Here is a 24850-nt window from a genome sequence, read left to right as displayed (position 1 = left end):
GGAGGGAGACGGGCGGAGCCGTCAGCGCCCGTGCCAGTCGGAATGAGACATCAAAGACCGCGGAGGCCGGCCGATGCCGAGTCAGGCGTCGACTGCGAGGTCCGCGAAAAACGCGAGGTCGTGGATCCGGCTGTCGGCGGTCAGTTCGGGGTGGAACGCGGTCCCGACGACCGGTCCGTCGCGGACGGCGACCGGTCGACCGTCCCACTCAGCGAGGACCTCGACGCCCGCGCCGACCTCGTCGATGGCGGGCGCGCGGATGAACACCGCGGGGAACGGCTCGTCGAGTCCGACGACGTCGAGCGGGGCCTCGAAGCTGTCGACCTGCCGGCCGAAGGCGTTGCGGTCGACCGTCACGTCCACGAGGTCGAGCGTGTCGACGCGGTCGTCGTTGGCGTCGCGGGAGGCGACGATGAGGCCCGCACACGTCGCCAGCACCGGATTGCCGGCGGCGACGTGCTCGCGGATCTCCCCGTCGATCCCCTCGCGAGCGAGGAGCCGCGAGATCGCCGTCGACTCCCCGCCGGGCAGCAACAGCACGTCGCAGTCGGGGACGCGCCCCGACTGTCTGATCTCGACCACCTCGACGTCCTCGCCGTGGGCCGCGCCGGCGCGGCGGATGGCGGCGGCGTGTTCTGTGACGTCGCCCTGGACGGCGACGACGCCCGCTCGTAGCATACCCGTGGGTCGGGATCGAACCGACAAAAAGCGTGCGTTCCCGGGGCGATACGCCCCCGGAAGCCACCCGGGAACGCGTGGTCCCGGCCGCTCTCACCGCATCGGGAAAGCGAGCTTGCGGGGTCGCGAGGGAGTGATCAGATCGCGCGGGACTGATTGGACGCGAGGACCGATCAGATCGCGACGGCGTTCAGCACGAGGACGCCGACGCCGAAGAGGAGTCCGAACGCGACGACGGTCTTCGGATCGATTCGAATCGCGTTGCGGTCCTCGGCGTCGAAGTACCTGACGAGACCCGCACTCGACATCAGACCGCCGCTGTTCTGGCCGCTGCTCATACACTCCTCTCGTCTGTGCGTCGCCTAAACGTTTCGGATGCACGCCCGATCGAGAGCGGCTGCTCGGTGATCGCACGACCGCGTGTGAGAACACGTTCGTGAAGGCTCACAGCCGCCGTTATCGAGGTGGGGGCGGACAGCCGACAGGGTGATTACCGTCGGCGTGTGAGAGAGACCCGTGCGGTACCGTCTAGCGCTGCTGATCGTCACGATTGTCACCGCGGGCGTGGTCGGAAGCGCGTTCCTCGGTTCCGGCGGGGCGGAAGCCGGCGAACGGCCGCCGGCGGAACAGCTCCTCCGACCGTCGGAGGCCGAGAGCTTCGTCTGGCCCTACACGAGCCGAAGTCACACCACCGAAGGGCGGACGCTCGCGCTGAACGTGATCGTCGTTGGATCGCCCGGGGAGGTCCGAGCGGCGCTCACCGACCGCTCTGAGCTCGCGTGGGAGACGGCCGAGAGCGACCGCGGCGTCGACGACAACGCGACACTCGCGGAGAACATAACGGTCTCCGAGAACGTGACGCTCGGAGAAAACGTGACGTTCTCGGCGTGGAACCCGGCGCGCGGGGCGGCGCGCTACACCTACGTCGCCGACAACGCGAGTTCCGGGCAGTGGGTCCACTCCGAGTACCAACTCGCGACGGGCACGTACCTCGGAGGGCGAACGCACATCCGGGCGTATCCGGGGCCGTCGGACAACTGGACCGCGCTGCAGGCGCACACGGAGTACTGGGACTGGTACCGACTGCGGCACACGGTGACAGGCGTCTCCGAGGGCGCGCGGGTCGTCGAGGGCGACCTCCGCGACGAGCCGTTCGTCGTCGGGGTCAGCCGCGTCTACCACGGCCACCGCGGCGGCGGAAGCGACGGCTGGATGACCGTGATCGAGCTCTCTTCTGCGATTCGGAGGGCCTCGGGGACGTCCAGTCTGGGCGTGCCCGGTGGTCTGCCCGCGTCGGGGGCGTCGGTCGTCCCCGCCGCGGCGCTTCTCGCGATCGCCGTGTCGCCGTTCCGGCGCCGAGTTCCGGTTCGGGACGCCGCCCTCCCCCTCGCGATGGTCGCGCTCGTCCTCGGGGTCCGCTCCGTCGGGATCGCCGCCGAGAGCCTGTTCCCGGCGGCGAACCCGAAGGTGTTCGCCGCGATGCTGTACCCGGTGCTCGTCGCCGGACCGCCCGCGATCGCCGCACAGATCGTGCACGACCGGTCGACAAAGCACGCGGGACTGCTCGCCGCCGTGGGACTCGGGGCCGGCTTCGTCCTCGACTTGGGCGGCCTCGGCGTGAACGTCGTTCCGATCGACCTCGTGTTGCAGCGGACGGCGCTGATCGCGGCGCTCGGGCTGTTCACGCACGGTGTGGCTCGCGGGGACCGAACGGCGGCCGGCGTCGGACTCGCGGTCTGGCTCATCGTGCTCGCCGCGTCGCTTCTCGGCCTGCTCTGACGGGCGTCGACCGAGGCAGCGCGGTCAGCGGCTCGCGTTTTCACCGGCGGCGTAGATCACGACCCCGTCGTTTTCGTACACCCGCTCCCAGCGTTCGGAGCGTTCGAAGGACCGCTCTATCGTTCCGAACTGGGCGGCCGCGTCACCGCGGATCGTGTACTGCCCTTTCGGGACGTAAACGTGCGTCGGCGAGCCGTCGACGCCGCCCGCGACGCGCTCGACACACGCCGCGCTCTGACACGTCGAGACCGCCTCGTAGGCGCGCTCCTGTCGCTCGAACGTCGCCGCGCCTACCCACTCGACGCCCCACGGACCGACGAGGAGCGTCCGATCGGTCAGCGCCGGCAGCCACTCGGCGGCGTCGCCGAGGGCGACGAACGTCGCGTCGGAGTCGGTCTCGGCTTCGATCCACGCCATCGCGGCCACGTCCTCGTCGTCGAGGAACTCGGGGGTGGACGGGTCGGTGACGAGCGTCGACTCGTAGGCGACGTACGCGCCGCTGATCGCGGTCCACGCGAGGACCAGCGCGACCGCAGTCGCGGCACGCCAGTCGACGGTCAGATCGATGCCGAGATCGGCGCCAAAACCGGGCGCGGCGGAGAGCGAGCGAACGCGACCCAGTCCGAGGGGACCGCCCGGCCCGGTCGGAGCCAGTCGTCGAGCGAGTTCGACGGCTGCGACGGGGACGAGGATCGCAGCGACCGCGTACGCGAACCGCGGCTGCCGGAACACCAGCATCGAGGCGACGAGCCAGATCGAGAGCAGGTACCGGCGCCGAGAGAGCAGGTACGCGGCGACGATCAGGGCGGCCGCGATGCCGGCGGAGAAGCCGCCTCCGAGAACGACGAGTCCGCCGCCGATCCCGCCGTGGGTGCCGGACGCGGCCGCGAACACGTCGAGTCCGTGCGTAGTCGCGACCCAGGCGAGCCACGGCGACGCGAGCAGCGCGCCGCCGAGGCCGACCGCGAGCCCCGAGCGAAAGCCGCGAAGCGAACGGTCCCGGACGAGCCAGAAGAGGAGGTAGCTCACGACGACGAACAGCGTGTACGAGGGGTGAGTGAGCGCCGTGAGCCCGAACGAGACCGCACCGAGCGCGAGCATCCCACCGGGGCCTGTCGCCCCGTTCGCGTCGCTGACGAATATCCGATATCCCGCGTAGATCGCGGTCATCGCGTACACGAACGCGAACGCGCGGACGACCCCGCCGGCGGAGATGTGCCACTCCAGCACCTGCGGGTTCAGCGCCGCCAGCGCGGCCGTCGCGGCGCCCGCGGGTCGGGACCCGGCGACGTCGCGGCCGAGCAGGTAGAGCGGAACCGACGCGGCGAGGACGCCGACGCTCGGGAGCCACCGGGAGACGGCGACCGGATCGCCGCCGAGGTCCAAAATCGCCGCGAACAGGTAGAACTGCAGCGGCGGGTAGGCGAACGGGACCCCGCCGGCGGTGTAACCCGGGATGTGAGCCGGCGGCGCGTAGCCGTTAGCGACGATCTCCGCGGCGATCTTCGCGTACAGTCCCGCGCCGTAGGCGGCGTAGGGATTCGTCGCAAGGTAGATCCCCGCGGCGAGAAGTCCGGGCAGGAGCGCCAGGGCGAGCCACGGGCGGTCGCGGGCGTCGATCGATAAAGTCGATCGAAGGCGCCGGCCGAGGGGTCGGCGCCGCTCGTCCGCGCTCATTTTCGATCGAACCGAAGCGGCGATCTGACGCCGACGGTGACGCCGGCCCGGCGGTACTCGACGAGCAGCAGCGTGGGGAGCGCGACGAGGAGCGTCAGCACCGCCAGCCCCTCGATCCAGCCGACCCAGCGCGGGAACAGATACGCGACCCCGTTCACGACCTTCGGCGGAAGCGCGGCTTCGAGGCGGCTCCACCCGGCGGCGTCCGCGTCCGGCGATCGAGATGAGAGGCCGAGCGCGGCCGCGCTCTGGCCGCCGCTACTCTCATCACCGGTTCCGAGCCGTTCTGACTCGTAGGGGAACCCGACCGTCGCGGACCAGACGATCTCGCCGGTCCGGTCGATCTCGACGACGCGGTCGCCGTTGGAGTCGGTCACGAGCGTGTGCCCGTTCGGCAGTCGGTCGGCGTCGCGGGGCCACTGCACCCGCTCGTCGCTCCAGGACCACGATCGCTCCCACGACCCGTCGACGCGCTGATACTCGACGACGCGGCCGTTCTCCGAGTCGCCGACGAGGACCGCCGGACCGCCGCGCTCGGGCGGGATGTAATCGGGGTTGTGCTGTTCGTACAGGACGTCGCGGTCGCCGTCAGCGCCGAGCGTCCACTCCTCCAGCAGGCCGCGCTCGTAGCCGACGAAGACGACCTGATCGTGGTTGCGGAGGCTGATCATCGCCGCCCCGCGGCCGTCGATCTCGACGTGTTCGACGTCGTTGAGGTGCGTCCAGTCGTCCGGGAACGGGCCGCCGGAGGCCACGCCGAAATCGGACTGGGCGTCCCATTCCCACTCGGTCAGCCCCGAGGTCACGTTGACGACGAAGACGCGGTCTCCGTCGATGTCGGCGACGAGCAGCCGATCGTCGCCGATCCGGTCGACGTCGTGCCACCGCGTCGAGTGTTTGCCGGGCGTGATTCGACTGAAGACCCCGCTTCGCTCGCCCGTCGTGAGGTTGACGCGCTCGACGCCGTTTCGCGTACAGACGGATTCGCCGCCGCACTCGGACGCCTCGAGGTGATCGGCGTAGACGAACTCGACGGTCGCGTCCGTCCCGGAGACGGGATCGACGTCCCAGTACCGCGTGTGTCGGTTCTCGTAGTAGTAGACGCGCCCGTCGGGTGCGAACGCGACGAGTTCGGCCTGTGCCCGCGGCGCGGCGTTGTCGTCGGCGACGAACGCGTTCGAGTCGGTGGCGACGACGGTCACGTTCGGCCGCGGCGCGACAACCGGCGATCGGTCGCCGCTCCGAAACGCCTGCTCGATGCTCGGGTCGCCGGTCACCCTGTCGTTCGTCCGTTCCGCGTGGACGTACCCGCCGATGACGACCGCGCCCGACAACACCACGAGGACAGCGAGGAGTGATCGCACCGATCGGTAGCGGAGGGCCATACAGTCAGAGAGGCGGCGGCAACGACGATAACGGTTCGTGTGATCGCGCCGTGAGGTATCGTCCGCCACCGGGAGACCCAAGCGCTATTAGCGTCGTCCGGCTAGAATACGGGTATGGTGCAGTCACCGAACGGGAGCGGTGTCCGCCGGCGGGCAGTCCTCGGGACGCTCGCGAGCGGAGCCGCCGCGAGTCTCGGCGGCTGTTTACGTCGCGCTCGTTCGGTCGCGGGGTGGGAGTCGATGACCCACGTGTCGCTCCGGATCAAGACGCTCCCGGCGGACTCGGACCCGTACGCGCTCTCGGCCGGGCGAACGATCGCGGCATGGTTTCAGCGCGCGGGAATCGACGCCCAGGTGGTCCCGGTCTCCGAGGAGGAACTCCTCAGGCAGGTCCTCGTGAGCAACGACTTCGACGTGTTTCTGGGCCGAATGGACACGCAAAGACGGGATCCAGACGCCCTCTATGGCCTTCTGCACTCGAAGTTCGCCGACGCCCGCGGCTGGCAGAACCCCTTCGGATTCGCCGACTTCGACGTCGACGAACTGCTGGAGAGGCAGCGACGGATCAGCGGCGATCAGCGCCGGGAGGCCGTCGCTGAGCTACAGCGCTCGATCGCCCGTTCACAGCCGTTCACTCTGCTCGCGTTCCCGGACGAGATACGGGCCGCGCGAAGCGATCAGTTCCGGAACTGGCGGGGGGTCGACCTGCAGTCTCCCTACGGGTACCTCTCGCTCGATCGGATCGATCGAGACGGGTCAGACGAGCGCGCGAGCACGGATCCAGACGGCGGCGAGGCCGTCGAGATCGACGGGGAAGACGCCGGCGACGAATCGGTGCTCCGGATCGTCGTCACCGACAGTCGCGCAACAGAGAATCTGAATCCGCTGTCGGTCGAATACCGGCGGTCGGGGGTCATCATGGGGCTCCTGTACGACTCGATCGGAACGGTGACCTCGCAGGGGACGACCACGTGGATGGCGGAGTCGTGGACGTTCGCCGACGACGGCGGCGGACCCCAGGCGACGGTTCGATTGCGGCCCGGGCTGCGGTGGCACGACGGGACGTCGGTGACCGCCGAGGACATCGCGTTCACCTACGCGCTGTTCGCGGACACGTCGCTGGGCAGCACGGAGCGGGAAGGCGGCGAGACCGAGCAGGACGCGCGCGTGCCTGCACCGCGGTTCCAAGGTCGAGCGGGACTCGTCGACGACGTCCGAGCGACGGACGCGGAAACCGCGGTCTTTCGGTTCGCCGACTGCGATCCCCGCGTGGCGACCCGCGCGTTCACCGTCCCGATCCTCCCGAAGCACGTCTGGGAGAACCGAACGAATCCGGTCTCCATCAGCGGGATCGAAGTCGGCAGAGCGACGGAAGCGCTCGTGACGAACAACATCCCGCCGGTCGGGAGCGGTCCCCTCCGCTTCGCGGAGAACGCGCCGCGCGAGTCGCTCGTCCTCGAGCCGTTCGAGGACCATTTCATCGCCGGCGGCGACGCGGACGAGCCGGTGTCGGTGCCCGTTCCCGACTTCGACCGCTTGGCCCTGCAGGTCGTCGGGTCTGACAACGCCGCCGTCGGCGTCGTCGCCGCCGGCGACGCCGACGCGACGGGGACGCCCGTGGGTGCCGCGTCCGTCCCGCGAATCGGACGGTCGGAAGACCTCGAACTCCTCGTCAACCGATCCGACGCCCCCTACATCGTGGGGTACAACGCGCAGAGCCCCCCGCTCACGAACCCTCGGTTCAGACACACGCTCGCGAGACTGATCGATCAGACGCACGTCGTCTCGCGTGTCTTCGACGGGTACGCCCGACCGGCGGCGAGCCCGCTCGGGAGGTCGGCGTGGGTCCCAGAGGACCTCCAGTGGGACAAGGAGAACGGGAATCCGGTCACTCCGTTTTTCGGTGACGACGGCGAGGTGGACGTAGATCAGGCCCGGGCGGCGTTCCGCGATGCCGGGTTCCAGTACAACGGCGGGCGGCTTATGCGGGGTGCATAAGATGGCGCTCGTCGACGTCCTGTTGCAGGTCGGTGCGGTCGTCGTCCTCGGTCACGTCCTCTCGCTGCTGTTCGTCGTCGAGGGGCGACCCAGACGCGGCGCGGGCGGGGGCGCATCGCTGTCGCGCCGGCAGCGGCTGCGGTCGAATCTGACCGCCGCGGCGCCCGCCTTCGGCGTTCTGGCCGCCGTGCTCGCGATCAACAAGGTCGTCCGAAACGTCAGCATCGATATCGCGTGGCTGATCGGTATCAACCTCACCGGATACATCTACGCGCTCGAGTCCACGCTCGTCGCGACAGTCCAGAGTTTCGCCACGCCGACGCTGACCGCGTACTTCGGGTTCGTGTACGTGTTCGGGTACACCTTTCTCCTGACGTTTCCGGTGCTCGCGTACGCGCTGCACGACGACGTGCGGCCGCTTCGAGTGCTGTTCCTCTCGTACGTGCTGAACTACGGCATCGGCCTGCTCTGTTATCTGCTATTCGTCGCCTACGGGCCGCGGAACTTCATGCCGGAGCTGGTCGAGCCGCTGCTGTACTCGAGCTGGCCGCAGTCGCAGCTACTCGTCCAACAAGTGAACACGAACACGAACGTCTTCCCGTCGCTGCACACGTCGCTGTCGGCGACGGTCGCCATCATCGCCGTTCGGTTCCGATCGGTCTACCCCCGCTGGCTTCCCATCGCGGTCGCGCTGGCCGTCTCGATCGTTATCTCGACGATGTATCTCGGAATCCACTGGGCGACAGACGTCGTCGCCGGCGTCATCGTCGCGTGGGCGAGCGTCAAAATATCCGTGCGGATCGACGACGAGTCGCTCTCGGCGCTGCTCCGCAGGTGGCGACGACGCCTGCGCGAGACGGACGCCGCCTCCAAGTGACGTCCGCGAGGTGACCGAGTCGACGACCGCGACGCGACGAGGACGACGCGCCGGCTCGAGGCCGAGCCGGCGGGATTTATCCCGGTTCAAGTCGAACGGAGCGCTATGTTCGAGACGATCGTCGTCGCCACAGACGGCTCCGAGAGCGTCCGCCGCGCCGTCGACGTGGCCCTCGATCTCGCAGCGCGGTTCGACGCCGAGGTACACTGCCTGTACGTCGTCGACGAGGGCGACGTGGCGTCCTCGCCGGAGCGCCTTCGAGAGGAGATGCGGGACGCCCTCGTCGAGCGGGGCGAAGAGGCGATCGCGGAGATCCGCGACGCGGCGGACAGAGATGTCGTGACCGCGATCGAGGAGGGACACCCACCCAGCGTGATCGACGAGTACGCCCGGGGTGTCGACGCCGATATGGTGGCGATGGGGACCCGCGGTCGTCACGGCGAGAATCGGTTCCTCATCGGGTCGGTCGCAGAGCGCGTGGTGCGAACGTGTCCGGTTCCGGTGTTGACCGTCCGCCAACTCGCCGCCGACGAGGGGGAGACGGAGCTGACCGGAACGCCCGAGACGGGCTGAGCGGCGCCGCAGCCGCACGCCCGCCCGGCGCACCGACGAACGCGGAACCACGCCGGTTTTCACTTGGGGACCCGTGGTGTGAGCCATGGAAGACGAACTCATCGACAGCGCGAGTCTCTCTTTGTCCCGGAAGTCTCAGCTCCCGGGGACCGGCTTCTTCTATCCCGATTCGCTCGACGAGGACCGGACCGAAGCGCGAGTCGCGGAGGCGGTCGACGGCGCCGAGGCCGTCGTCATCGCCGACACCGACGCCGACGGGCTGGGCTGTGTCGCGCTGGTCCGCGAGGCGTACGACGCGACGCTGGAGTGGGCAACGTACGAATCGGACGTGTCAGAGCGCATCGAGCGCTGGGAGCGGGACGCGCCGGCCGACGGGGATGCCGATGGCGACGCCGACGGGGAGGACGCGGCAGACGGCGACGAAGACGACTCCCCGCGCTCGACGGTCGCGCTCGTCGGCGCGGGACCGTACTCGCTCGACGAGGCGCTCGAACACGTCGCGGCGTACGCGGCCGAGGGGATCGACCTCTACGTCTGCGACCTCTGTCCCGACGAGTACGGGTGGATCGAGGACGAACTCGACGCCGCGGTCGATCTCGCCGACGCCGTCGCGTGGTACGATCACCACCAGTGGGCCGACGAGACCGCCGAGGCGGTGCGCGGGGCGGGCGTCGACCTCGTCGTCGGCGAATCGGACGAGGAGTGCACGGTCGACGTGACGCTGCGGTCGCTCGAGTACGACTTCGAGGATCGATGGACCGAACTGGCGGCGGTCACCCGCGATCACGACCTCTGGCTGAAGGAGGACCCGCGGAGCGACGACCTCGCGGACTACGCCTACTGGAGCGATCCGGAGGAGTACGTCACCGTCGTCGGCACGTTCGGCGCGGACCTCCCCGAAGTCGTCGAGGAGTACATCGAACTGCGCCGCGTGGAGAAGCGGGCGCTGATCGACGCCGCGGTGTCACGGGCCGAGCTGAAGCGCGTCGGACCATGGACGGTCGGCGTCACGTACGGGCGGTGCTCGCAGAACGAGGTCGCGGAGGCGCTCCGCGAAGAAGGCGCTGACGCCGCCGTCGTCGTCAAGCCCGCCGGGAGCGCGAGCATCCGCGGCTCCGAGACCTTCGAGCGCGCCCACGAGGTCGCGGGGCAGGTAAACGGCGGCGGGCACCCGCGAGCCGCAGGGTGTAAGCCGGACATCTACGACGATATGCTCGATTACGCGCACCACTGGACGACGCAGGGCGCGACGACGAAACGAGTGATCCTCCGAGCGTTCGAGCGAGTCGCAGCCGACGTGGCGGACGGCGACGACGGCGACGAGCACGCCACGGAGTGACGAACGGTCGAGCGACGCACCATCGGGAGAGGACCGGTCCCGAGAATCGCTACTGGAGCTCTTCTGCGGGTTCGGATCCGCCGGGCTGGACGCCGGTCTCGGTCTCTTCGCCGACGACCCACTTGTCCGAGTAGCTCGCGCCGCAGGCACAGTGCGCGTAGGCGTGAACCACGTCGCCGCGCGCGTAGAGACCGCCGACCTCGTCGTTTCGTTCCTCCGAAAACGCGAAGATGAACTCGACCTCGTGGTCGTCGGCCTCCGCATCGTCGGCGTCGTTCGACGCGCCGCTCCGGTCTGCCGCTGGACACTCGCCGCCGTCGAGGCCGCGGGAGACATGGCCGCGGGCCTCCATCGCGCCGCGGGCGAACTCCATCGCGTCCAGTCCGGTGCCGGCGGCGAACGCGCGGCGACCGTCGTCGCCGTCGACGACGAGCACGTACCCGGAGTCGACCGTCTCGCCCATCTTCGGGAGCTTCCCCTGACTGTCGAGATACGACTCGGTGAGATACAGCGCGACGTCGTCGTGGCGCTCCCCGGCGAGGAACTCCTCGAGTTGGCTCATACCGCCGGAAGGGCGCGGAGCGATAAAAGACGCGTGAAATCGGGCACGGTCGACTCTAATGTCGCGTCGCGCGCGCCTCTCGGACGTCGGCACCGTCGCGGACCTTGTCCTCGCAGTTCGGACAGACGCGGGGGTGCTCCATCCCGTTCGGCGCGAACACCCGGACGTACTCCGCGGTGACGAACGAACCACAGTTCTCGCAGTTCGGCATTGGTCGGCGATTTGTAGTGAATCGAAATAACATTTAGGGGCAGACAGATACGTTTCTTGTCACGATCCGCGCCGACGAGAGCGTTCGGGAGCACCCGCGGACGGCGTCGGGGTCCGTACGCGTCAAACGTCTTCTGCGCCGTTCCGTGACTCCGAACGGGCGTGCCGGACGACGATATCGATTCCGCGCGCGACCTCGATACCGCCGACGTAGACCCCGACGAGGGAGACGAGAATACTCACGACAATCCCGAACGAGCCGAAAAGCAGCGCGACGAGCGATCCGACACCGGAGATGACCGCAAAGTAGAGCGCGCCGACGGCGAACCGGTACGCCGCGTCGCGGTGTGCCTGCGCGGTGGGCGGCGGAGAGTGTTGGGTACTCATACCTTCGACGTCCGCGACAGTGGTGAAAAAGGTTCAGTCCCGGTTATGTTCGCGCTCGTGGGGCCGACCCCGTGCTGCCGGGAGCATTTTTATACGATGACGGGGCCAGCACCCCCGTGACGTGACGATCACCCCGCGTCGGGCCGCGGTTGCCCGGCACGTCGACGCGGGACGCGACGAGTTCGGAAGTTCGTCGCGTGCGGGTGCCGGCTGTAAGCCATCCCCGCCGACAGTCCCGACTCCGAACGCGACGGCCGCTGACTGTCAGTCGCCTTCGCCGCCCTCGGCACCGCCGACGCCGTCGGCTATCCGCCCTGCTACGGAGGCGGACACGAGCGCGTCCCGTCGCCGGTTCTCGAAGACGTCTCGAGCGCTCTCTGCAGCGTTGGGGTCCCTCCGGAAGTCGAGTCCGGGGTACGAGACGTCCGCCAGAAGCAGCGGCTCCGGCGGCGCCGGGGGAACGCCGTCGGGACCGTCGAGCGGCTCCGGGCCGAGCAGCCGGCGGACGTCAGAACGCGTCATCTCGCCGGACGCGACGCCGTGTACGACGGAAACGAGCCGGCGGACGAGCTGCCGCGGGAAGCCGCCGGCGGCGACGCGGAGCGTCAGGAACTCCTCGACTCGGTCGATCCGGATCGAGACGTCCCGAACCGTCCCCCCAGAGTCCGGCGTGAGGTTGTGAAAGTCGTGCTCGCCGCTGAGCTCCGCCGCGGCGTTCGCTGCGCGCCCGTCGTCGAGGTCGGGACCGTAGAGGTCGTAGACGTACTCACGGCGAGCGGCGTCGTGCGTCGCGTGGAAGTCAGCGGGCGCCTCCGCGGCGGCCCACGCGCGGACGTCAGCCGGGAGTTCGCCGTTCAGCGCCCGCGGCGCACACCACTCCGGGCAGTCGAACGCGACCGTCTGTGCGAGCGCCGAGACGCCAGCGTCCGTCCGCCCGGCGGCGGCGTACCCCGCCGGTCGGTGTCGGGTCGACCGGTCGAACACGCCGAGGGAGTCGAGCGCGTCGAAGATCGCGTCCTCGACCGTCGGGACCGAGGGCTGTCGCTGAAAGCCGTAGAACGGGCGGCCGTCGTAGGCGATTCGAAAGGCGCGCACGTCTCACTCGGGGGGCGCCGCCGCGTCGTCGCGGACGGGAGCGCGGTAGTCGCGTTCCTCGCCGCGGAGCACGAGCACGGGAACGGGCGAGAGCCTCAGCACGCGTTCGGTCGTGCTGCCGAGGAGGTAGCGGTCGAGCCCGCGGCGGCCGCGGCTACCCATTACGACGAGGTCGGCGTCGACGGCGTCGCTCCGATCGAGGATCGCGCGGTACGGTCGGCCGCGGACGACGGCGGTCTCGACCGCGACGTCAGCCTCGCGGGCGCGGTCGGCCACCGATTCGACGTGGCGTTCGGCCTCGGCCTCGTAGCCGTCGAGCAGCGCGTCCGTATCGAGCCCGGCGATAGAGAGCTCGTTGACGTCGACGACCTCGACGACGGAGAGCAACGCGTCGGAGCCCCGAGCCAGCGCTATCGCGTGGTCGGCCGCCGCGTCGCTCGGTCCGCTCCCGTCGACCGGGACGAGAATCGTGTCGTACATGCGTCCCCGTAGACGCGTCGCGGGGAGTAAAGTCCCCCGTGTGCAGAGCGTTCTCGGCCGCCTCAGCGCAGGTCGTCGTACGTCGGCGACGCGCGGTCGCCCGGGAAGGCGTCGACGGGAACCGTCGTCTGCTCGCCCGAGCCCATGTCTTTCACCGTCACCTCACCGTTCGCGAGGTCCTGCTCGCCGACGATGACCACCGTCTCGGCGTTGACCCCGTCCGCGTAGCCCATCTGCGCGCCGAAGCTCCGATCTGAGACGTCGGTTTCGACGACGTTCCCCGACGCGCGCAGGTCGCGGGCGATCCGCGCCGCGACGCCGCGGGTATCGCCGACGGTCAAGACGTAGTAATCGGTCGCGAGCGCCTCGTCGGGCCAGACGCCGGCGCGCTGACAGAGCAGCGAGAGCGGGGCGAGACCGGGGGCGACGCCGACCGCGGGCGTGGGCTGACCGCCGAAGCTCTCGATGAGGTCGTCGTAGCGGCCGCCGCCGAACACCGACCGCGAGATCTCGCCCGTCGAGTCGAAGCACTCGAAGACGACGCCCGTGTAGTAATCGAGGCCGCGGGCCGTCGTCAGCGACACGTCGCAGTACTCGCGCGCGCCGAAGTCCTCCGCGGCCGCGAGGACGTTCTGGAGGTTCTCGACCGCCGCCTCGACGTCGTCGCCGCCGAACGCGGCGATCTCCTCGAGGTCGCCCGAAACGACGAGGTCGTCGAACTCCTCGGCCTGCTCGTAGGCGAGCCCCGCGTCAGAGAGGAGCCCGAGGTACTCGGTCTCCTCGACCTTCGCGCGCTTGTCGACCGCGCGGATCGCATCGCGAACGGCGACGTCGTCGTCGAAGGACCGCAGGAGGCCGCCGAGGATGTCGCGGTGAGAGACGCGGAACTCGAAATCCTCGCCCGTCAGTCCGAGACCGGTGAGCGCGTCAGCGGCGTACGCCAGTACCTCCGCGTCGGCCTCGGGTGCCGACGATCCAAAGATGTCGACGTTCGTCTGATAGAACTCGCGGAACCGGCCCTGCTGGACCTGCTCGAAGCGCCAGAACGGACGGGTTGAGTACCATTTGATCGGCTTCGAGAGCGCCTGCTGCTTCGCGACGACCATCCGCGCGACCGTCGGCGTCAACTCCGGCGTCAGCGACACCTCGCGGCCGCCCTTGTCCTCGAACGCGTACAGTTCGTCGACGATCTCCTCGCCGCTCTTGTCGACGTACATCCGCGTCCGTTCGAGCGCGGGCGTCGAGATCTCTCGGAAGCCGTACCGGGCGGCAGCGTCCTCCAGCGTGTCGATGACCCGCCGCCGGGCGGCCATCTCCTCGGGGTAGAAGTCCCGGAATCCCTTGAGTCGGTCGTACATACCCGCGGATTCGGCGGTGGCGCGCTTGAAACTGTTGAAGCAGACGCCGCCGTGACTCCTCCGGGGCGCCCGCACGGAGGGCGAGCGGCTACGCCGCGACCAGCTCGACGCCGATGACAGCGAGCGCGTAGCCGATGTCCGGGCCGAGAGAGCACGTCCGAGTGGGGCAGTCCCCGGGAGACACGTGTTCGGTTTTCACGTCGAGGAAGCGGAGCCACCCACACTGGGAAGTTCGACCTTCGTCTACCGAACCCCGCGGACGTACGACTGTACGTGATCCGGGAACACCGATGCGACGGCCGCGTCGCCGCCCTTCGCCGCGATTAGCGCGCGGAGCTCCGCCTCGTAGTCGCCCTTCGGGATCTGTTCGGAGGGACCCGTCTCCACCCGTAGCGTCTCCTCGACGAGCCGGTCGACCGCGCGGCGCCCGAGGCCGGCGAGCGGCGAGAGGTAGTCGACGTCGTGTCTGTCTTCGAGGCTCTGCGCCTGCGCCCGAGAGATCGTCGGCACCCGATCGTCACGCCGCGTCCCGTCAGCCACGGCGTCGACGTCGAGCTCGGCCGCCCGCTCGAGCGCGTGTTCGTGGACGCGCTGAATCCCGTTTCGGGGGTACCCGTCGTCGATCATACGCTCGGCGGCAGACTCGGCGACCGCGCGGTCGAGATCGATCGGTTCGAACGCGTAGCCGAGCCGATCGGCCGCCGCCGCCGCGTGCTCCCAGTCGTCGGTGATCTCGAACCGACCGGTCACGAGGGTCACGTCGTAAAACGGGTCGAGAATCAACGCGGCGAGCGTCGAGTCCTTGCCGCCGCTGTAGAGAAGCGCGAGATCCACGGCTCGGCTTATCGGCGGCGGATATCGAAGCTCTTCGACTCGGGTTGGAGCTCTTTGAGCAGGTCGCGCATCTGCTCTTCGTCGATGCGGTTCTGGATGCGGCCGCTCTGGGCGAGCGCGACGATCTGCTTTTTCACCGACTCCGCGAAGTCGGGCTTCGACATCTCGACCGCGTTCAGCCGCTGGCGCGCGCCGTCGGTGAGGTACTGTTTCAGCATCGCCTCCTGTTTGGCTTCCGCCTGCTGGCGCGCGGCCTCCTCTCTGGCCTCGTTCTGTCCGCCCTGCTGGCCTTCGGCCTGCTCGCGGAGCTCCTGCATCTTCTGTTCGCGCAGTTCCTCCAGTCGGTCGTCGTCGGGGGTTCCACTCATCGGGATACGATTCCGTCGCGGCGCTAAAAACGGTTACGTCGTTCGGCCCCGCCGGATCCCCGCGCGGTTCGACTCAGGCGTATCGTTCGAGTTCCGGGCGGTCGAGCTCTTCGAGCACGTCGGCGGCGGCGTTGTCGAGGAGGCCCTGCCCATCGGCGGTGATACGGCGACCCTGGCCCTTCGCCGTCTCGACGAGGCCTTCGGATTCGAGCTGTTGGAGTATCGTCCGGATGATGTTCTTACTGCCGGTGTCGGAGCTGTTGCCGGAGACGCGGTAGCGGGTCGATCCGCGCTTTCGCCCGCCGTACTCCGTCGAGAGGCGGTCGACGCCGATCGGGCCCTCTTTCGCGACTTTCCGGAGGAGCGAGGCCGCACGGACGTACCAGAAGTCGTCCTGTTTGGGCGGCAGCTCGCGGGTCTGGCCGGTCTTCGCGTAGTTGATCCAGTCGGGCTCCTCGATTCGATCCGAGAGGCGGTCGGCGACGTCCTCGATGAGGGCGTCGGCCGGAACGTCGTAGACGCTTACCATAGCTACTGGTTCCCCGTCGCGTCGTTTAAAGCCATCGTATCGGTGCTACGACGGGTGTGACGGTATCTCAGAGCTCGCTCACCGACCGATCGACCCCAGTCCGATCCCGGAGCCGATCCACGCGGCGACGACACCGCCGATGACCGTCGGAATCCAGTAGACGGCGCCGCGGAAGATGACGACCGCCGCGACCGCGATCGGTTCCGTCACCTGCGGGAGCGGCGCGGCGAGAAGCAGGAGCACCAAGACGGTCTCGATCCCGCCGGCGCCGCCGGGTAACGGCGTCACACCCGCTATTGCGGCGATCGGTACGACGATGAGCGCGATCGAGAGGCGCACGTCGACGCCGAGGGCCCCGAACGCCAGCCAGAGCGCGAGCATCTGACAGAGCCAGCCGGTCGCCGACGCGCCGAGCGCGATCGCGAGCTCCCGCGGGTTCGAGGCGACGCGTTCGATCGCCCTGAAGAAGCCGCGTATACGCCGTTCGATACCCTCCGGCGACGGAACGGGGATCCGCGGGAGCCGGTCTGCGACCGCGCGGATCACGGGCGTCAGGGCCTCCACGATGCGCGCTTCGAGGCGGTACCGACGGCGCCAGCCGACGAAGACCAGTGCGGGAACGAGCACCGCGAGCGCGACGACGGCCGCCACGGCGACGAGCAGATTCTCGTTGGCGCCGAGCGCGAGCTCCGAGGCGAAATAGCCCGCCCCGACCAGCGCGAGCGTGATCGAGGGGACGAAGTTCAGCGTGTCGACGCTGGCGATGGCGGCGAGGCTCCGCTCGTACTCGGCGTCTGCGACCCGGGAGATGAGATACGCCGTCACCGGCTCGCCGCCCGCCTGCCCGAACGGCGTGACGTTGTTCGAGAACGTCGCGCCCGCGAAGACGAGAAACGACGTCGTATACGAGAGTTCGACGCCGAGGATTCCCAGCACGGTGTTCAGGGATACACTCCACAGCGCGAGCCACGCGAGCGTCGCGAGAATCACGAGACCGACGTACCTCGGGTCAGCGCGTCCGAGCGTACGCAACAGCTCATCGAAGCCGGCGAACGAAAACAGGAGCGCGAAGACGCCGACGGCCGCGCCGAACCCGAGGACCGTCGCTCGAAGGTTCTCGCGGGCCATACGCGTCAGTCAGTCCTTCCGGCCATCAAGCCATCGAAACCGCCCGCGGCGTGGCGCCGAACTTTTGCCCGCCCGCCGCCCACCGATGGTATGGACGAACGATCGGCGCTCCGGCGACTCGCGGCCGCGCTCCCGGCCGCGGGCGACGACGCCGCCGTCGTCGACGGGCTCGTCGTGACGACGGATATGCTCCACGAGACGACGGACTTCCCGGCGGGGACGACCCGCTATACGGCCGGCTGGCGCGCCGTCGGCGCGTCCCTCTCGGACGTCGCCGCGATGGGTGCCACCGCGACCGCCGCCGTCGCCGCCTACGCGGCCCCGACGCTCGAGGAGTCGGAGCTCGACGCCTTTCTCCGCGGCGCCGTCGACGTCTGCGAGGCCGTCGGCGCCGAGTACGTCGGCGGCGACCTTGACACGATCTCGGAGTTCACCGTCTCGACGACCGCGTTGGGAGAGACGGACGCGCCGGTCAGACGGCGCGGCGCCGCCGTCGGCGACGTCGTCTGCGTCACCGGCGCCCTCGGTCGGACCGCGGCCGCGCTCAGAGCGTTCGATACCGGCGACACAGCGCGCGGGAACGACCTCTTTCAGTTCGCGCCGCGCGTCGGCGCGGGCGTCGCGCTCGCTCCCTCCGCGACCGCGATGATGGACTCCTCAGACGGGCTCGCCCGCTCGCTGCACCAGCTTGCGGAGGCCTCCGACGTCGGCTTCGACGTCTCGTGGGACGCGCTTCCGGTCCACGACGCGGTCGACGACTACGCCGCTGACGACGCCGATCGGCGGGAGATGGCGACGACCGTCGGCGAGGATTTCGAGCTCGTGTGTACGCTCCCCGGAGACGCCGTGGACGGCGCCCGCGACGCCGTCGGCGTCGAGCTCAGCGTGATCGGCGACGTGATCGAGGAGGGCGTGCTGCTGGACGGCGAACCGCTCGCAGACGCGGGCTACACGCACGGATGAGGACTCCGAGCGGCGGGAGGGTTTCGGGTATCCCGGGCGACGGGCGGGGTTCGAGCGACCACAAGAGATATCCGCCATTCTGAACGTGTCGACGTATGGCATCCAGCCCTCCATTCATCGACGCGGCGACCGGCACTGTCGACACGAATCAGGTCGTCTCGGAGGCGGTCCCGCTCGCCAAGCTCATCCTGTGGTTCGGCGTGATCGCGCTCGTCCCGTTCGCGCTCACGTTCGTGTTCTTCGGGAACTCGGCGTTTGGCGCGTTCCTCGCCGTCGTCGGACAGTTTGTCCTCGCGATCGGAACCGGAATCGTGCTGATGTACGTCGTCGCCCGCGGAATCGACCTCGCCGAGGCGTGAACCGGGGACGTCCGCCTCCGGGTTCGGAATCGCTCGACGGTCACACCGACATAATCTCGATCGGTACGAGGAGGAAACAGAGCGCCCCGAGCGCGAAGGTCGCGGCGCCGACGAGGACGCGGGGCGTGCCGATCGACGACTCCTCGACGGGGTCCGCCGGTCCCTTGAACGCGATCACCGCCGAGAGGAGCCCCCAGAAGCCCCAGAGGCCGACCGACTCGTTCAGGGAGTACCCGAGACCGTAGTAGAGGTATGCCGCGAGTCCGAAGAGCACCGCCGGGACGAGCGCGGCGACGCGTTCCTGCGACTCGCCGACCATCGCCCGGAGGATGTGACCGCCGTCGAGCTGGCCGACCGGAAGGAGGTTCAATACGGTGAAGAACATCCCGACCCAGCCGCCGATGATCACCGGGTTGACCGCGACCGACGGATCGGCGTACTCCGTGGGCCTGCCGAGCAGCGTCGCGATGAGATCGAGAAGCGGCGGGTTGTTGAATATGATGACCTGGCGACTCCCCTGCAGCGCCCACTCGGGGACCTGAATCGGCGGGAGCGAGAGCCCGATCGCGGTGACGACGACCGTCGCCGCCAGCCCCGCGATCGGGCCCGCCACGCCGATGTCGAAGAGCGCCTTTCGGTCCGGCATCTGTCCACGCATCCGGATGACCGCCCCGAGCGTCCCGAACGGGAAAATAAAGGGGATCACGTACGGTAGCGAGACGTCGACGCCGTGATATCGCCCCATCACGTAGTGGCCGAGTTCGTGCGTCGCGAGGACGCCGAGCACGGCCGCGGTGAAGGGTAACGCGCGGAGTAGTGACGCCGGGTCGGCGAGAATCTCCGCCGGCGGAATGTAATACCAGGTCAGGGCGCCGACGAGCAGCGTGGACACGATCGTGGCGAGGAACAGCCCCACGTTCTTCCACGGGACGCCGTCGATACCGGTGCTGACGGGGCGAGCGACGACCACGTCCTCGCGGCCGCCGCGAACGGTCGCTACCTCCACCTCGTAGCCCGCCTCGCGGAACGAGGGCCACACCTCGCGGATCAGCATCCGCTCGGGGACCAGCGACTCGCCGTAGTAGAGCACCTGCGCTCCGTCGCGGTGGATCTCGTGGAGATGAAAAACCGGCCGCAGCGCGTCGACCGGCGGCTCCGCCGCCGTGTCGCGGGAATCCATCAGGCGTGGGTACGGCGTACAGTCTGATAAACTCCCCGACAGCGCGGAAGGACGGTGGGGACTGATTCAGGACGAGTCGGGTGCTCGAACACCGCCATCGCCCGCGTGCTGGCTCGGATGTCCGCGCCGGGTCGTCCGGCGGGAGTCAGCCATCGTATCGGCGCGTCGCCCCGGCCGTCAGGCCGGGTCCTGTGCCGGCTCGATGCGCCACGTGGTCGCGCTCGTGTACGACCACTTCTCGATCGTGAGCTCGGAGGCCGAATCCCTGAGCTTCACCATCAGGGCGCCGATCTCCTTCGGCGAGAGCCCGACCTCGTCGGCGATGAACTTCGATTTGAAGTACAGCTCGCCGTCCTGCGCCTTGCTGAGCAGGTAGGATTGCAGCCGTTCCTCTTTAGACGGCTCGTCGGTGGCGGACTCGGTGGAGGGTGTCGCGGTTGCGCTCATCTATGTCACCTCAATCTCGCCTTGTCCTCGGGAGAGTATATAAACGGAGGAACGTTAGGAGGAATTCGGCTCTATTCACCGCAAAATCACGTCTGACGCGATGTTTTAGTATCGTATTAGATCTGTTTACAAATTTCATTCAGTCCGCTGAGGTTTTATTTCTATATATAAATCGGGAAATTATATTCCGAGATGATCGGAGTAGATACCATCTACCGGCGGGTTAGCGGCTGATATAGCCGCAAATTTCTGGTATGAACGTCGGTAGGAAGCCGGCGCGCCAGCGATCTGTAACAGATCGGCGCCGTCACCTGGGGGCGCTCACCGGGGTCAGCGGGAACACTCGCTATCAGGGGCGGTCGTGAACCCAGAAGTCCTCTTCGACGGTCGTCTCCCGCTTGAAGATCGGAACCTCGTCCTTCAGCCGGTCGATCCCGTCCGAGACGGTCTCGAACGCCTCCGCCCGGTGACCGGCGAGCACGACGACGAAGACGATGTCCTCGCCGGCTTCGAGCGTACCCGTCCGATGGAAGAGCGCGACCTCCTCGACGCCCTCGCGCTCCATCAGTTCGGATTCGATCGTCCGGAGCCGCTCGTCGGCGACGCCCTCGTACTTCTCGAAGGTCAATCGGAGCGTCTCGGGGTCCGCCTCTCCATCTTTCGCGCGGACGCGGCCCGTGAACGTCGCGATCGCGCCCGCGCGCTCGGCCCGCGGTGAGGCCTTCACGCGCTCGATCAGCGTTTCGAGCGTCACGTGCGGGTCCGCGGCCGCGACCGCTTCGAGCACGTCGTCGAGTTCGGCCTCCGAGGCGTCATCGGCCGCGAGAACCACGCGTTCCGCGTCGGCGCCGCCGAGCGAGACCGTCGGCACGTCCGCGTCGGGGAACCCGACGAGCAGCGCGTGGTCGGCCGTCGCCGCGAGGTCGTCGAGAACGCCGTCTAGGCTGCGGTCCCTGCCGGTCGCCTCCCACGTACCGTCGGCGCCGACCGCGTAGGACGCGTCGATCCCGTCCGGAGGAGACGGCTCCGTCGATGCTGGCTCGGACGCGGACTCCGACTCGGGTGGCCGGTGCGCTACGACGGCGACCCGCCCGTCGAGATGCGGTGCGATCCGCTCACAGAGCGCCCGCGCGTCGGGGCCGACGACTCCCAGTACTTGCATACTCCGCATTCGGGGGAGCGATCGGCTTGACACTTACTGTCGGAACGCTGCGCCGAGCGCCCGGCGGGCGGAAGGCGTCTCGGTTGACAACCCTTAAGCCCGATTCGGAGCAATCACGGGGCAATGAGAGTCGTCGTCTCCATCGGAGGGAGCGTGCTCGCTCCGGATCTCGATGCGCGCCGCGTCGAGGGCCACGCAGCAGTCGTCGAGGCACTCGCGGCCGAGGGGTGTGAGATCGGGGCCGTCGTCGGCGGCGGAGGCGTCGCTCGCGACTACATCGGGGCCGCTCGGGACCTCGGCGCGAACGAGGTCCAACTGGATCAGATCGGCATCGACGTGACCCGCATCAACGCCCGCCTGCTCATCGCCGCGCTCGGGCCCGCGGTCGACCCGAAGGTCGCACACGACTACGAGGGCGCCGGCGACGCCCTCCGTCGGGGCGACGTCTCGGTGATGGGCGGCGTGATGCCCGGCCAGACGACCGACGCGGTCGCGGCCGCGCTCGCCGAGTACGTCGGGGCCGAACTGCTCGTGTACGCCACGAGCGTCAACGGCGTCTACAGCGCCGATCCGAGCGCGGACGACGGCGCGGAGAAGTACGACCGGCTGACGCCGGGGGAGTTAGTCGACGTGATCGCCCCGATGAGCCGCGACGCGGGCGCGTCCGCGCCGGTGGACCTACTCGCCGCGAAGCTCATCGAGCGCGCGGGGATGCGGACCATCGTCCTCGACGGGACCGATCCCTCGAGGATCGAGGACGCCGTCCTCCGAGGCGAGCACGACGGGACCGACGTGATCCCGACCGGCGCCGACGACGAACCGACGTACTGGGCGCAGCGAGAATGACCGCGGAACACGACGACGAGACCGCCGCGGAGACCGTTCCTGACGGTAGCGGCGCGGACACCGGCGCCGGCGCCGACGCAGAGACCGGCGCCGACACCGACGCGGACCACACGGGCGAGGAGTCACACCGCGCGTTCTGGGCCGAGGAGGTCGCCGACGAGATCGAGGCGCGCGGCCCCGACGAACCGATCGTGATCAAAGGCGGCGTCTCGCCGTCGGGGGTCGCACACCTCGGGAACTTCAACGAGATCATACGCGGGTACTTCGTCGCCGCGGTGCTCCGCGAGCGCGGCCACGAGGTCCGGCAGGTCTTCACGAGCGACGACCGCGATCCGCTCCGAAAGCTCCCCCGAAAGCTCGCGGACGTGGACGGGAACATCGTCGGTCTCGGCGACGTCGACGCCGGTGCGCTCGGGCGGAACCTCGGCAAGCCGTACACCGACATCCCCGACCCGTTCGGCGAGTCGACGTCGTACGCGGCGCACTTCGCCGCCCTGCTGAAGGCCGACGCCGACCGCCTCGGGATCGAGGTGGAAATGCTCTCGAACACGGGAATGTACGAGGAGGGCGCCTTCGACGACGTCGTCGAGCGCGTCCTCGAACGCGTCGACATCGCCCGGGAGGTGCTCTCGAAGTACCAATCGAAGGTCGACGACGACTACGTCCCGTTCAATCCGGTCTGTGAGAACTGCGGGAAGATCACCGAGACCGTCACGTCGATCGACCTCGACGCCGGCACCGTCGAGTACGTCTGCACGGACATGACCGTCGGCGACAACACTATCGAGGGCTGCGGCCACGAGGGGACGGCGACGTTCCGCGAGGGCAAGCTCCCGTGGCGCTTCGAGTGGCCCGCCCAGTGGCAGGTCCTCGGCGTCGATTTCGAGCCGTTCGGCAAGGACCACGCCGAGGGGTCGTGGCCCTCCGGCGAGGACATCGCCCGCAACGTCCTCGGGATCGAGCCGCCGGAGCCGATGGTGTACGAGTGGTTCACGCTCAACGGCGCGGCGCTCTCCTCGTCGGCGGGGAACATTGTCACGGTCGCGGAGATGCTCGAGCTCCTCGAACCGGCGGTGCTCCGGTACTTCTTCGCTCTCAATCCGCGGAAGGCCCGCGACCTCGATCTCTCCCGGCTGGATCAGCTGGTCGACGATTTCGACCGCTTCGAGCGGGCGTACTTTGGCGGCGTCGACGACGAGGCCCTGACGGCGTTCGCCGAGCGCGCGTACCCGTTCGTGGTCGAGGAAGTGCGCGAAGACCGCGTGCGCCTGCCGTACACCTTCGCGGCCGTCCTCGGGATGACCGACGACCGCGACCTCCGGATCGAGATGGCCCGAAACGAGGGGTACGTCGACGACGACACGCCCGAGTGGGCGATCGAAGAGGCGCTCGAACGGGTCGACCGGGCGCGCGCGTGGGCCGAGCGGATGGACAACGCCTACAACTACCGCCTTCAGGAGAACCGCCCCGACGTCGACTTCGGCGACGACGTTGCGGCCGCGCTCACCGAGCTCGCGGACTTCGTCGCCGCCGGCCACGACGGCGAGGAGATCCAAGGGGAGATGTACGAGATCGCCCGCCGGCACGACATCGAGATCGGCGACTTCTTCGAGGCGGGCTATCTGCTCTTCTTCGACCAGCCACAGGGCCCCCGGCTGGGCGAGTTCCTCGGCGAACTCGACGCCGAGTTCGTCGTCGCGCGGCTTCGACGCGAGGGATAGGAGTCGGCGGCGGTCGGTGTCTTTCCCAGCGGTCGCACCGCTCGCTCGGCCGGCGGCCGAGCGAGCGGCCTTTTTCCCTCCAGGTTTTTGCTGGGAGGGTTCCCGCAGCGAGCCTGCGGGAACCCTCCACAGGAAAAAGGTGGGTGTCTAGTTCTCCTCGATGGCGTCCGCGACGACCGTCCCGACCACGGCGAGTCGGGGGTCGACCTCGTCGCCGTGGAGCGTAATCGAGTACTTATCGCGGAGCGAGAACGCGCCCTTGGCCTCGCCGGCGCTCCGGCCGTCCGGCGTTCGTATCTCGTAGGAAAAGGGGATAAGCGTCGTCAGGAACCGCCGGGCGATCGCCAGCGGAACGCTGTCCTCGGTGAGCGTCGCGACGACGTCGCCGTCGGGGCCGAGAAGCGAGTACGTGTGTTTGAAAAACGAGATCGCCTCGCGTTTGACCGCGCCGACGCGCTCGCCGGTCTGTGCGTCGACGATGTCGTAGGCGGCGGTGATGTCGAGGACGCTGTCGGCTTTCACTCGAAAGCGCTCCTCGCCGGTCTCGGGATCGGTGAACCGGAAGTCCTCCTTGAGCCGGAGCTTCTTCTGGGCGGACTCGAGGATGGGGGTATCTCCCTCGTAGATCCGGTATTTGTTCCCGATCGCGAGCTTCTGGCGGACCTCGTAGGAGCGGCTCTCGAACATCTACGGGGACTCGTTCGGCATCGGATAAAGACGTTCGCACCGGGAGACAAATATGGACGCTAGCGAGTGTTCGTCGTGAGACACGGGTATGTCTCACGAGCGATCGGATCAGTACGCCAGCGACCGTGCCACGAGGTTCGCATTTTCTCGCCACGTGGTCGTTTTTCCCTCCAGGTTTTTGCGCGGAGGGGTCCGGCGGACCCCTCCGTGGAAAAAGGTGGGTTAGGA

General features: G+C 68.7%; 27 protein-coding genes. 9 read left to right on the top strand and 18 right to left on the bottom strand.

All coding sequences use genetic code 11. The features are described 5' to 3' along the window. Positions 1–81 precede the first annotated feature (81 nt). Both pdxT and ACT3HL_RS00370 read right to left on the bottom strand, forming a co-directional pair. Positions 82–678, bottom strand: coding sequence for a pyridoxal 5'-phosphate synthase glutaminase subunit PdxT (pdxT, locus tag ACT3HL_RS00375; protein WP_445084830.1), 597 nt, complete (start codon positions 676–678; stop codon positions 82–84). A gap of 173 nt (positions 679–851) precedes the next feature. Then, the gene (locus ACT3HL_RS00370; protein ID WP_445084829.1) at positions 852–1016 is read right to left on the bottom strand and encodes a preprotein translocase subunit Sec61beta; all 165 of its coding nucleotides are present in this window, start codon (positions 1014–1016) and stop codon (positions 852–854) included. 178 nt (positions 1017–1194) lie between these two features. Between ACT3HL_RS00370 and ACT3HL_RS00365 the strand changes: the two genes are divergently transcribed. Continuing rightward, positions 1195–2457, top strand: a complete 1263-nt coding sequence (locus tag ACT3HL_RS00365; RefSeq protein WP_445084828.1) for a hypothetical protein — start codon at positions 1195–1197, stop codon at positions 2455–2457. Between the two features lie 24 nt (positions 2458–2481). Here the strand turns inward: ACT3HL_RS00365 and ACT3HL_RS00360 are convergent, their stop codons facing one another. Both ACT3HL_RS00360 and ACT3HL_RS00355 read right to left on the bottom strand, forming a co-directional pair. Continuing rightward, a complete protein-coding gene (locus ACT3HL_RS00360) occupies positions 2482–4134 on the bottom strand; it encodes a glycosyltransferase family 39 protein (protein WP_445084827.1) in 1653 nt (550 codons plus the stop codon). Beyond that, the gene (locus ACT3HL_RS00355) at positions 4131–5519 is read right to left on the bottom strand and encodes an arylsulfotransferase (asst) (protein ID WP_445084826.1); all 1389 of its coding nucleotides are present in this window, start codon (positions 5517–5519) and stop codon (positions 4131–4133) included. The genes ACT3HL_RS00360 and ACT3HL_RS00355 overlap by 4 nt, the downstream gene beginning before the upstream one ends. 114 nt (positions 5520–5633) lie before the next feature. On the opposite strand from ACT3HL_RS00355, the gene ACT3HL_RS00350 reads away from it, so the two are divergent. The 4 genes from ACT3HL_RS00350 to ACT3HL_RS00335 all read left to right on the top strand — a co-directional run bounded on the left by ACT3HL_RS00350 (position 5634) and on the right by ACT3HL_RS00335 (position 10306). Beyond that, on the top strand, positions 5634–7517 hold the full coding sequence (locus tag ACT3HL_RS00350) for an ABC transporter substrate-binding protein (protein WP_445084825.1): 1884 nt from the start codon (positions 5634–5636) through the stop codon (positions 7515–7517). A gap of 1 nt (position 7518) precedes the next feature. Then, positions 7519–8394, top strand: coding sequence for a phosphatase PAP2 family protein (locus tag ACT3HL_RS00345; RefSeq protein WP_445084824.1), 876 nt, complete (start codon positions 7519–7521; stop codon positions 8392–8394). 105 nt (positions 8395–8499) lie between these two features. Beyond that, the gene (locus tag ACT3HL_RS00340) at positions 8500–8967 is read left to right on the top strand and encodes a universal stress protein (RefSeq protein ID WP_445084823.1); all 468 of its coding nucleotides are present in this window, start codon (positions 8500–8502) and stop codon (positions 8965–8967) included. Positions 8968–9052: 85 nt separating this feature from the next. Further along, the gene (locus ACT3HL_RS00335) at positions 9053–10306 is read left to right on the top strand and encodes a DHH family phosphoesterase (RefSeq protein WP_445084822.1); all 1254 of its coding nucleotides are present in this window, start codon (positions 9053–9055) and stop codon (positions 10304–10306) included. Between the two features lie 49 nt (positions 10307–10355). Here the strand turns inward: ACT3HL_RS00335 and ACT3HL_RS00330 are convergent, their stop codons facing one another. The 10 genes from ACT3HL_RS00330 to ACT3HL_RS00285 all read right to left on the bottom strand — a co-directional run bounded on the left by ACT3HL_RS00330 (position 10356) and on the right by ACT3HL_RS00285 (position 17257). Next, positions 10356–10868: a DUF5807 family protein gene (locus tag ACT3HL_RS00330; protein WP_445084821.1), complete on the bottom strand. Its 513-nt coding sequence runs from the start codon at positions 10866–10868 to the stop codon at positions 10356–10358. A 55-nt stretch (positions 10869–10923) separates the two neighbouring features. Further along, the gene (locus ACT3HL_RS00325; RefSeq protein WP_199723024.1) at positions 10924–11079 is read right to left on the bottom strand and encodes a DUF7563 family protein; all 156 of its coding nucleotides are present in this window, start codon (positions 11077–11079) and stop codon (positions 10924–10926) included. Positions 11080–11201: 122 nt separating this feature from the next. Then, positions 11202–11465, bottom strand: coding sequence for a hypothetical protein (locus ACT3HL_RS00320; protein WP_445084820.1), 264 nt, complete (start codon positions 11463–11465; stop codon positions 11202–11204). 264 nt (positions 11466–11729) lie between these two features. Next, the gene (gene truA / locus ACT3HL_RS00315; RefSeq protein ID WP_445084819.1) at positions 11730–12560 is read right to left on the bottom strand and encodes a tRNA pseudouridine(38-40) synthase TruA; all 831 of its coding nucleotides are present in this window, start codon (positions 12558–12560) and stop codon (positions 11730–11732) included. A 3-nt stretch (positions 12561–12563) separates the two neighbouring features. Beyond that, positions 12564–13040 carry a universal stress protein gene (locus ACT3HL_RS00310; RefSeq protein WP_445084818.1) on the bottom strand — a complete coding sequence of 159 codons (477 nt, stop codon included), beginning with the start codon at positions 13038–13040 and terminating at the stop codon, positions 12564–12566. A gap of 62 nt (positions 13041–13102) precedes the next feature. After that, positions 13103–14398, bottom strand: coding sequence for a histidine--tRNA ligase (hisS, locus tag ACT3HL_RS00305; RefSeq protein ID WP_445084817.1), 1296 nt, complete (start codon positions 14396–14398; stop codon positions 13103–13105). A gap of 243 nt (positions 14399–14641) precedes the next feature. Then, positions 14642–15232: a DUF7411 family protein gene (locus ACT3HL_RS00300; RefSeq protein WP_445084816.1), complete on the bottom strand. Its 591-nt coding sequence runs from the start codon at positions 15230–15232 to the stop codon at positions 14642–14644. An 8-nt stretch (positions 15233–15240) separates the two neighbouring features. Next, positions 15241–15600, bottom strand: a complete 360-nt coding sequence (locus ACT3HL_RS00295) for a DNA-binding protein (protein ID WP_445084815.1) — start codon at positions 15598–15600, stop codon at positions 15241–15243. Between the two features lie 73 nt (positions 15601–15673). Next, complete coding sequence (locus tag ACT3HL_RS00290; RefSeq protein ID WP_445084814.1) at positions 15674–16129, bottom strand: 30S ribosomal protein S19e; 456 nt, start codon at positions 16127–16129, stop codon at positions 15674–15676. 78 nt (positions 16130–16207) lie between these two features. After that, a complete protein-coding gene (locus tag ACT3HL_RS00285) occupies positions 16208–17257 on the bottom strand; it encodes a flippase-like domain-containing protein (RefSeq protein WP_445084813.1) in 1050 nt (349 codons plus the stop codon). A 90-nt stretch (positions 17258–17347) separates the two neighbouring features. Here ACT3HL_RS00285 and thiL point away from each other — a divergent pair, with 90 nt between their 5' ends. Beyond that, positions 17348–18220 carry a thiamine-phosphate kinase gene (thiL, locus tag ACT3HL_RS00280; RefSeq protein ID WP_445084812.1) on the top strand — a complete coding sequence of 291 codons (873 nt, stop codon included), beginning with the start codon at positions 17348–17350 and terminating at the stop codon, positions 18218–18220. A gap of 95 nt (positions 18221–18315) precedes the next feature. Then, positions 18316–18579, top strand: a complete 264-nt coding sequence (locus tag ACT3HL_RS00275; protein WP_445084811.1) for a hypothetical protein — start codon at positions 18316–18318, stop codon at positions 18577–18579. Positions 18580–18619: 40 nt separating this feature from the next. Here ACT3HL_RS00275 and ACT3HL_RS00270 read toward each other — a convergent pair whose 3' ends face one another. From ACT3HL_RS00270 to ACT3HL_RS00260, 3 genes are all read right to left on the bottom strand, one after another. Continuing rightward, a complete protein-coding gene (locus ACT3HL_RS00270) occupies positions 18620–19759 on the bottom strand; it encodes a site-2 protease family protein (RefSeq protein ID WP_445084810.1) in 1140 nt (379 codons plus the stop codon). Between the two features lie 177 nt (positions 19760–19936). After that, complete coding sequence (locus tag ACT3HL_RS00265) at positions 19937–20206, bottom strand: DUF7123 family protein (protein ID WP_445084809.1); 270 nt, start codon at positions 20204–20206, stop codon at positions 19937–19939. 349 nt (positions 20207–20555) lie between these two features. Then, on the bottom strand, positions 20556–21368 hold the full coding sequence (locus ACT3HL_RS00260) for a molybdopterin synthase (RefSeq protein ID WP_445084808.1): 813 nt from the start codon (positions 21366–21368) through the stop codon (positions 20556–20558). A gap of 123 nt (positions 21369–21491) precedes the next feature. Here ACT3HL_RS00260 and pyrH point away from each other — a divergent pair, with 123 nt between their 5' ends. After that, on the top strand, positions 21492–22214 hold the full coding sequence (pyrH, locus tag ACT3HL_RS00255) for a UMP kinase (protein ID WP_445084807.1): 723 nt from the start codon (positions 21492–21494) through the stop codon (positions 22212–22214). Then, positions 22211–23935: a lysine--tRNA ligase gene (lysS, locus tag ACT3HL_RS00250; protein ID WP_445084806.1), complete on the top strand. Its 1725-nt coding sequence runs from the start codon at positions 22211–22213 to the stop codon at positions 23933–23935. Before pyrH ends, lysS begins: the two co-directional genes overlap by 4 nt. Before the next feature lie 147 nt (positions 23936–24082). Here lysS and ACT3HL_RS00245 read toward each other — a convergent pair whose 3' ends face one another. Continuing rightward, complete coding sequence (locus ACT3HL_RS00245; protein ID WP_445084805.1) at positions 24083–24622, bottom strand: hypothetical protein; 540 nt, start codon at positions 24620–24622, stop codon at positions 24083–24085. Between the last annotated feature and the right edge of the window lie 228 nt (positions 24623–24850).

The sequence above is a fragment of the Halobellus sp. GM3 genome, from assembly GCF_052545375.1.
Note: the sequence above shows the minus strand (reverse complement) of the source record. Positions and strands in the feature narration are given on the sequence as shown.

Excerpts from the sequence above, each read along its gene's own strand:
- pdxT (WP_445084830.1), bottom strand. The coding sequence starts at position 678 with ATGCTACGAGCGGGCGTCGTCGCCGTCCAGGGCGACGTCACAGAACAC.
- ACT3HL_RS00370 (WP_445084829.1), bottom strand. The coding sequence starts at position 1,016 with ATGAGCAGCGGCCAGAACAGCGGCGGTCTGATGTCGAGTGCGGGTCTC.
- ACT3HL_RS00360 (WP_445084827.1), bottom strand. The coding sequence starts at position 4,134 with ATGAGCGCGGACGAGCGGCGCCGACCCCTCGGCCGGCGCCTTCGATCG.
- ACT3HL_RS00355 (WP_445084826.1), bottom strand. The coding sequence starts at position 5,519 with ATGGCCCTCCGCTACCGATCGGTGCGATCACTCCTCGCTGTCCTCGTG.
- ACT3HL_RS00350 (WP_445084825.1), top strand. The coding sequence starts at position 5,634 with ATGGTGCAGTCACCGAACGGGAGCGGTGTCCGCCGGCGGGCAGTCCTC.
- ACT3HL_RS00345 (WP_445084824.1), top strand. The coding sequence starts at position 7,519 with ATGGCGCTCGTCGACGTCCTGTTGCAGGTCGGTGCGGTCGTCGTCCTC.
- ACT3HL_RS00340 (WP_445084823.1), top strand. The coding sequence starts at position 8,500 with ATGTTCGAGACGATCGTCGTCGCCACAGACGGCTCCGAGAGCGTCCGC.
- ACT3HL_RS00335 (WP_445084822.1), top strand. The coding sequence starts at position 9,053 with ATGGAAGACGAACTCATCGACAGCGCGAGTCTCTCTTTGTCCCGGAAG.
- ACT3HL_RS00330 (WP_445084821.1), bottom strand. The coding sequence starts at position 10,868 with ATGAGCCAACTCGAGGAGTTCCTCGCCGGGGAGCGCCACGACGACGTC.
- ACT3HL_RS00325 (WP_199723024.1), bottom strand. The coding sequence starts at position 11,079 with ATGCCGAACTGCGAGAACTGTGGTTCGTTCGTCACCGCGGAGTACGTC.
- ACT3HL_RS00320 (WP_445084820.1), bottom strand. The coding sequence starts at position 11,465 with ATGAGTACCCAACACTCTCCGCCGCCCACCGCGCAGGCACACCGCGAC.
- ACT3HL_RS00310 (WP_445084818.1), bottom strand. The coding sequence starts at position 13,040 with ATGTACGACACGATTCTCGTCCCGGTCGACGGGAGCGGACCGAGCGAC.
- hisS (WP_445084817.1), bottom strand. The coding sequence starts at position 14,398 with ATGTACGACCGACTCAAGGGATTCCGGGACTTCTACCCCGAGGAGATG.
- ACT3HL_RS00295 (WP_445084815.1), bottom strand. The coding sequence starts at position 15,600 with ATGAGTGGAACCCCCGACGACGACCGACTGGAGGAACTGCGCGAACAG.
- ACT3HL_RS00290 (WP_445084814.1), bottom strand. The coding sequence starts at position 16,129 with ATGGTAAGCGTCTACGACGTTCCGGCCGACGCCCTCATCGAGGACGTC.
- ACT3HL_RS00285 (WP_445084813.1), bottom strand. The coding sequence starts at position 17,257 with ATGGCCCGCGAGAACCTTCGAGCGACGGTCCTCGGGTTCGGCGCGGCC.
- thiL (WP_445084812.1), top strand. The coding sequence starts at position 17,348 with ATGGACGAACGATCGGCGCTCCGGCGACTCGCGGCCGCGCTCCCGGCC.
- ACT3HL_RS00275 (WP_445084811.1), top strand. The coding sequence starts at position 18,316 with ATGGCATCCAGCCCTCCATTCATCGACGCGGCGACCGGCACTGTCGAC.
- ACT3HL_RS00270 (WP_445084810.1), bottom strand. The coding sequence starts at position 19,759 with ATGGATTCCCGCGACACGGCGGCGGAGCCGCCGGTCGACGCGCTGCGG.
- ACT3HL_RS00265 (WP_445084809.1), bottom strand. The coding sequence starts at position 20,206 with ATGAGCGCAACCGCGACACCCTCCACCGAGTCCGCCACCGACGAGCCG.
- ACT3HL_RS00260 (WP_445084808.1), bottom strand. The coding sequence starts at position 21,368 with ATGCAAGTACTGGGAGTCGTCGGCCCCGACGCGCGGGCGCTCTGTGAG.
- pyrH (WP_445084807.1), top strand. The coding sequence starts at position 21,492 with ATGAGAGTCGTCGTCTCCATCGGAGGGAGCGTGCTCGCTCCGGATCTC.
- lysS (WP_445084806.1), top strand. The coding sequence starts at position 22,211 with ATGACCGCGGAACACGACGACGAGACCGCCGCGGAGACCGTTCCTGAC.
- ACT3HL_RS00245 (WP_445084805.1), bottom strand. The coding sequence starts at position 24,622 with ATGTTCGAGAGCCGCTCCTACGAGGTCCGCCAGAAGCTCGCGATCGGG.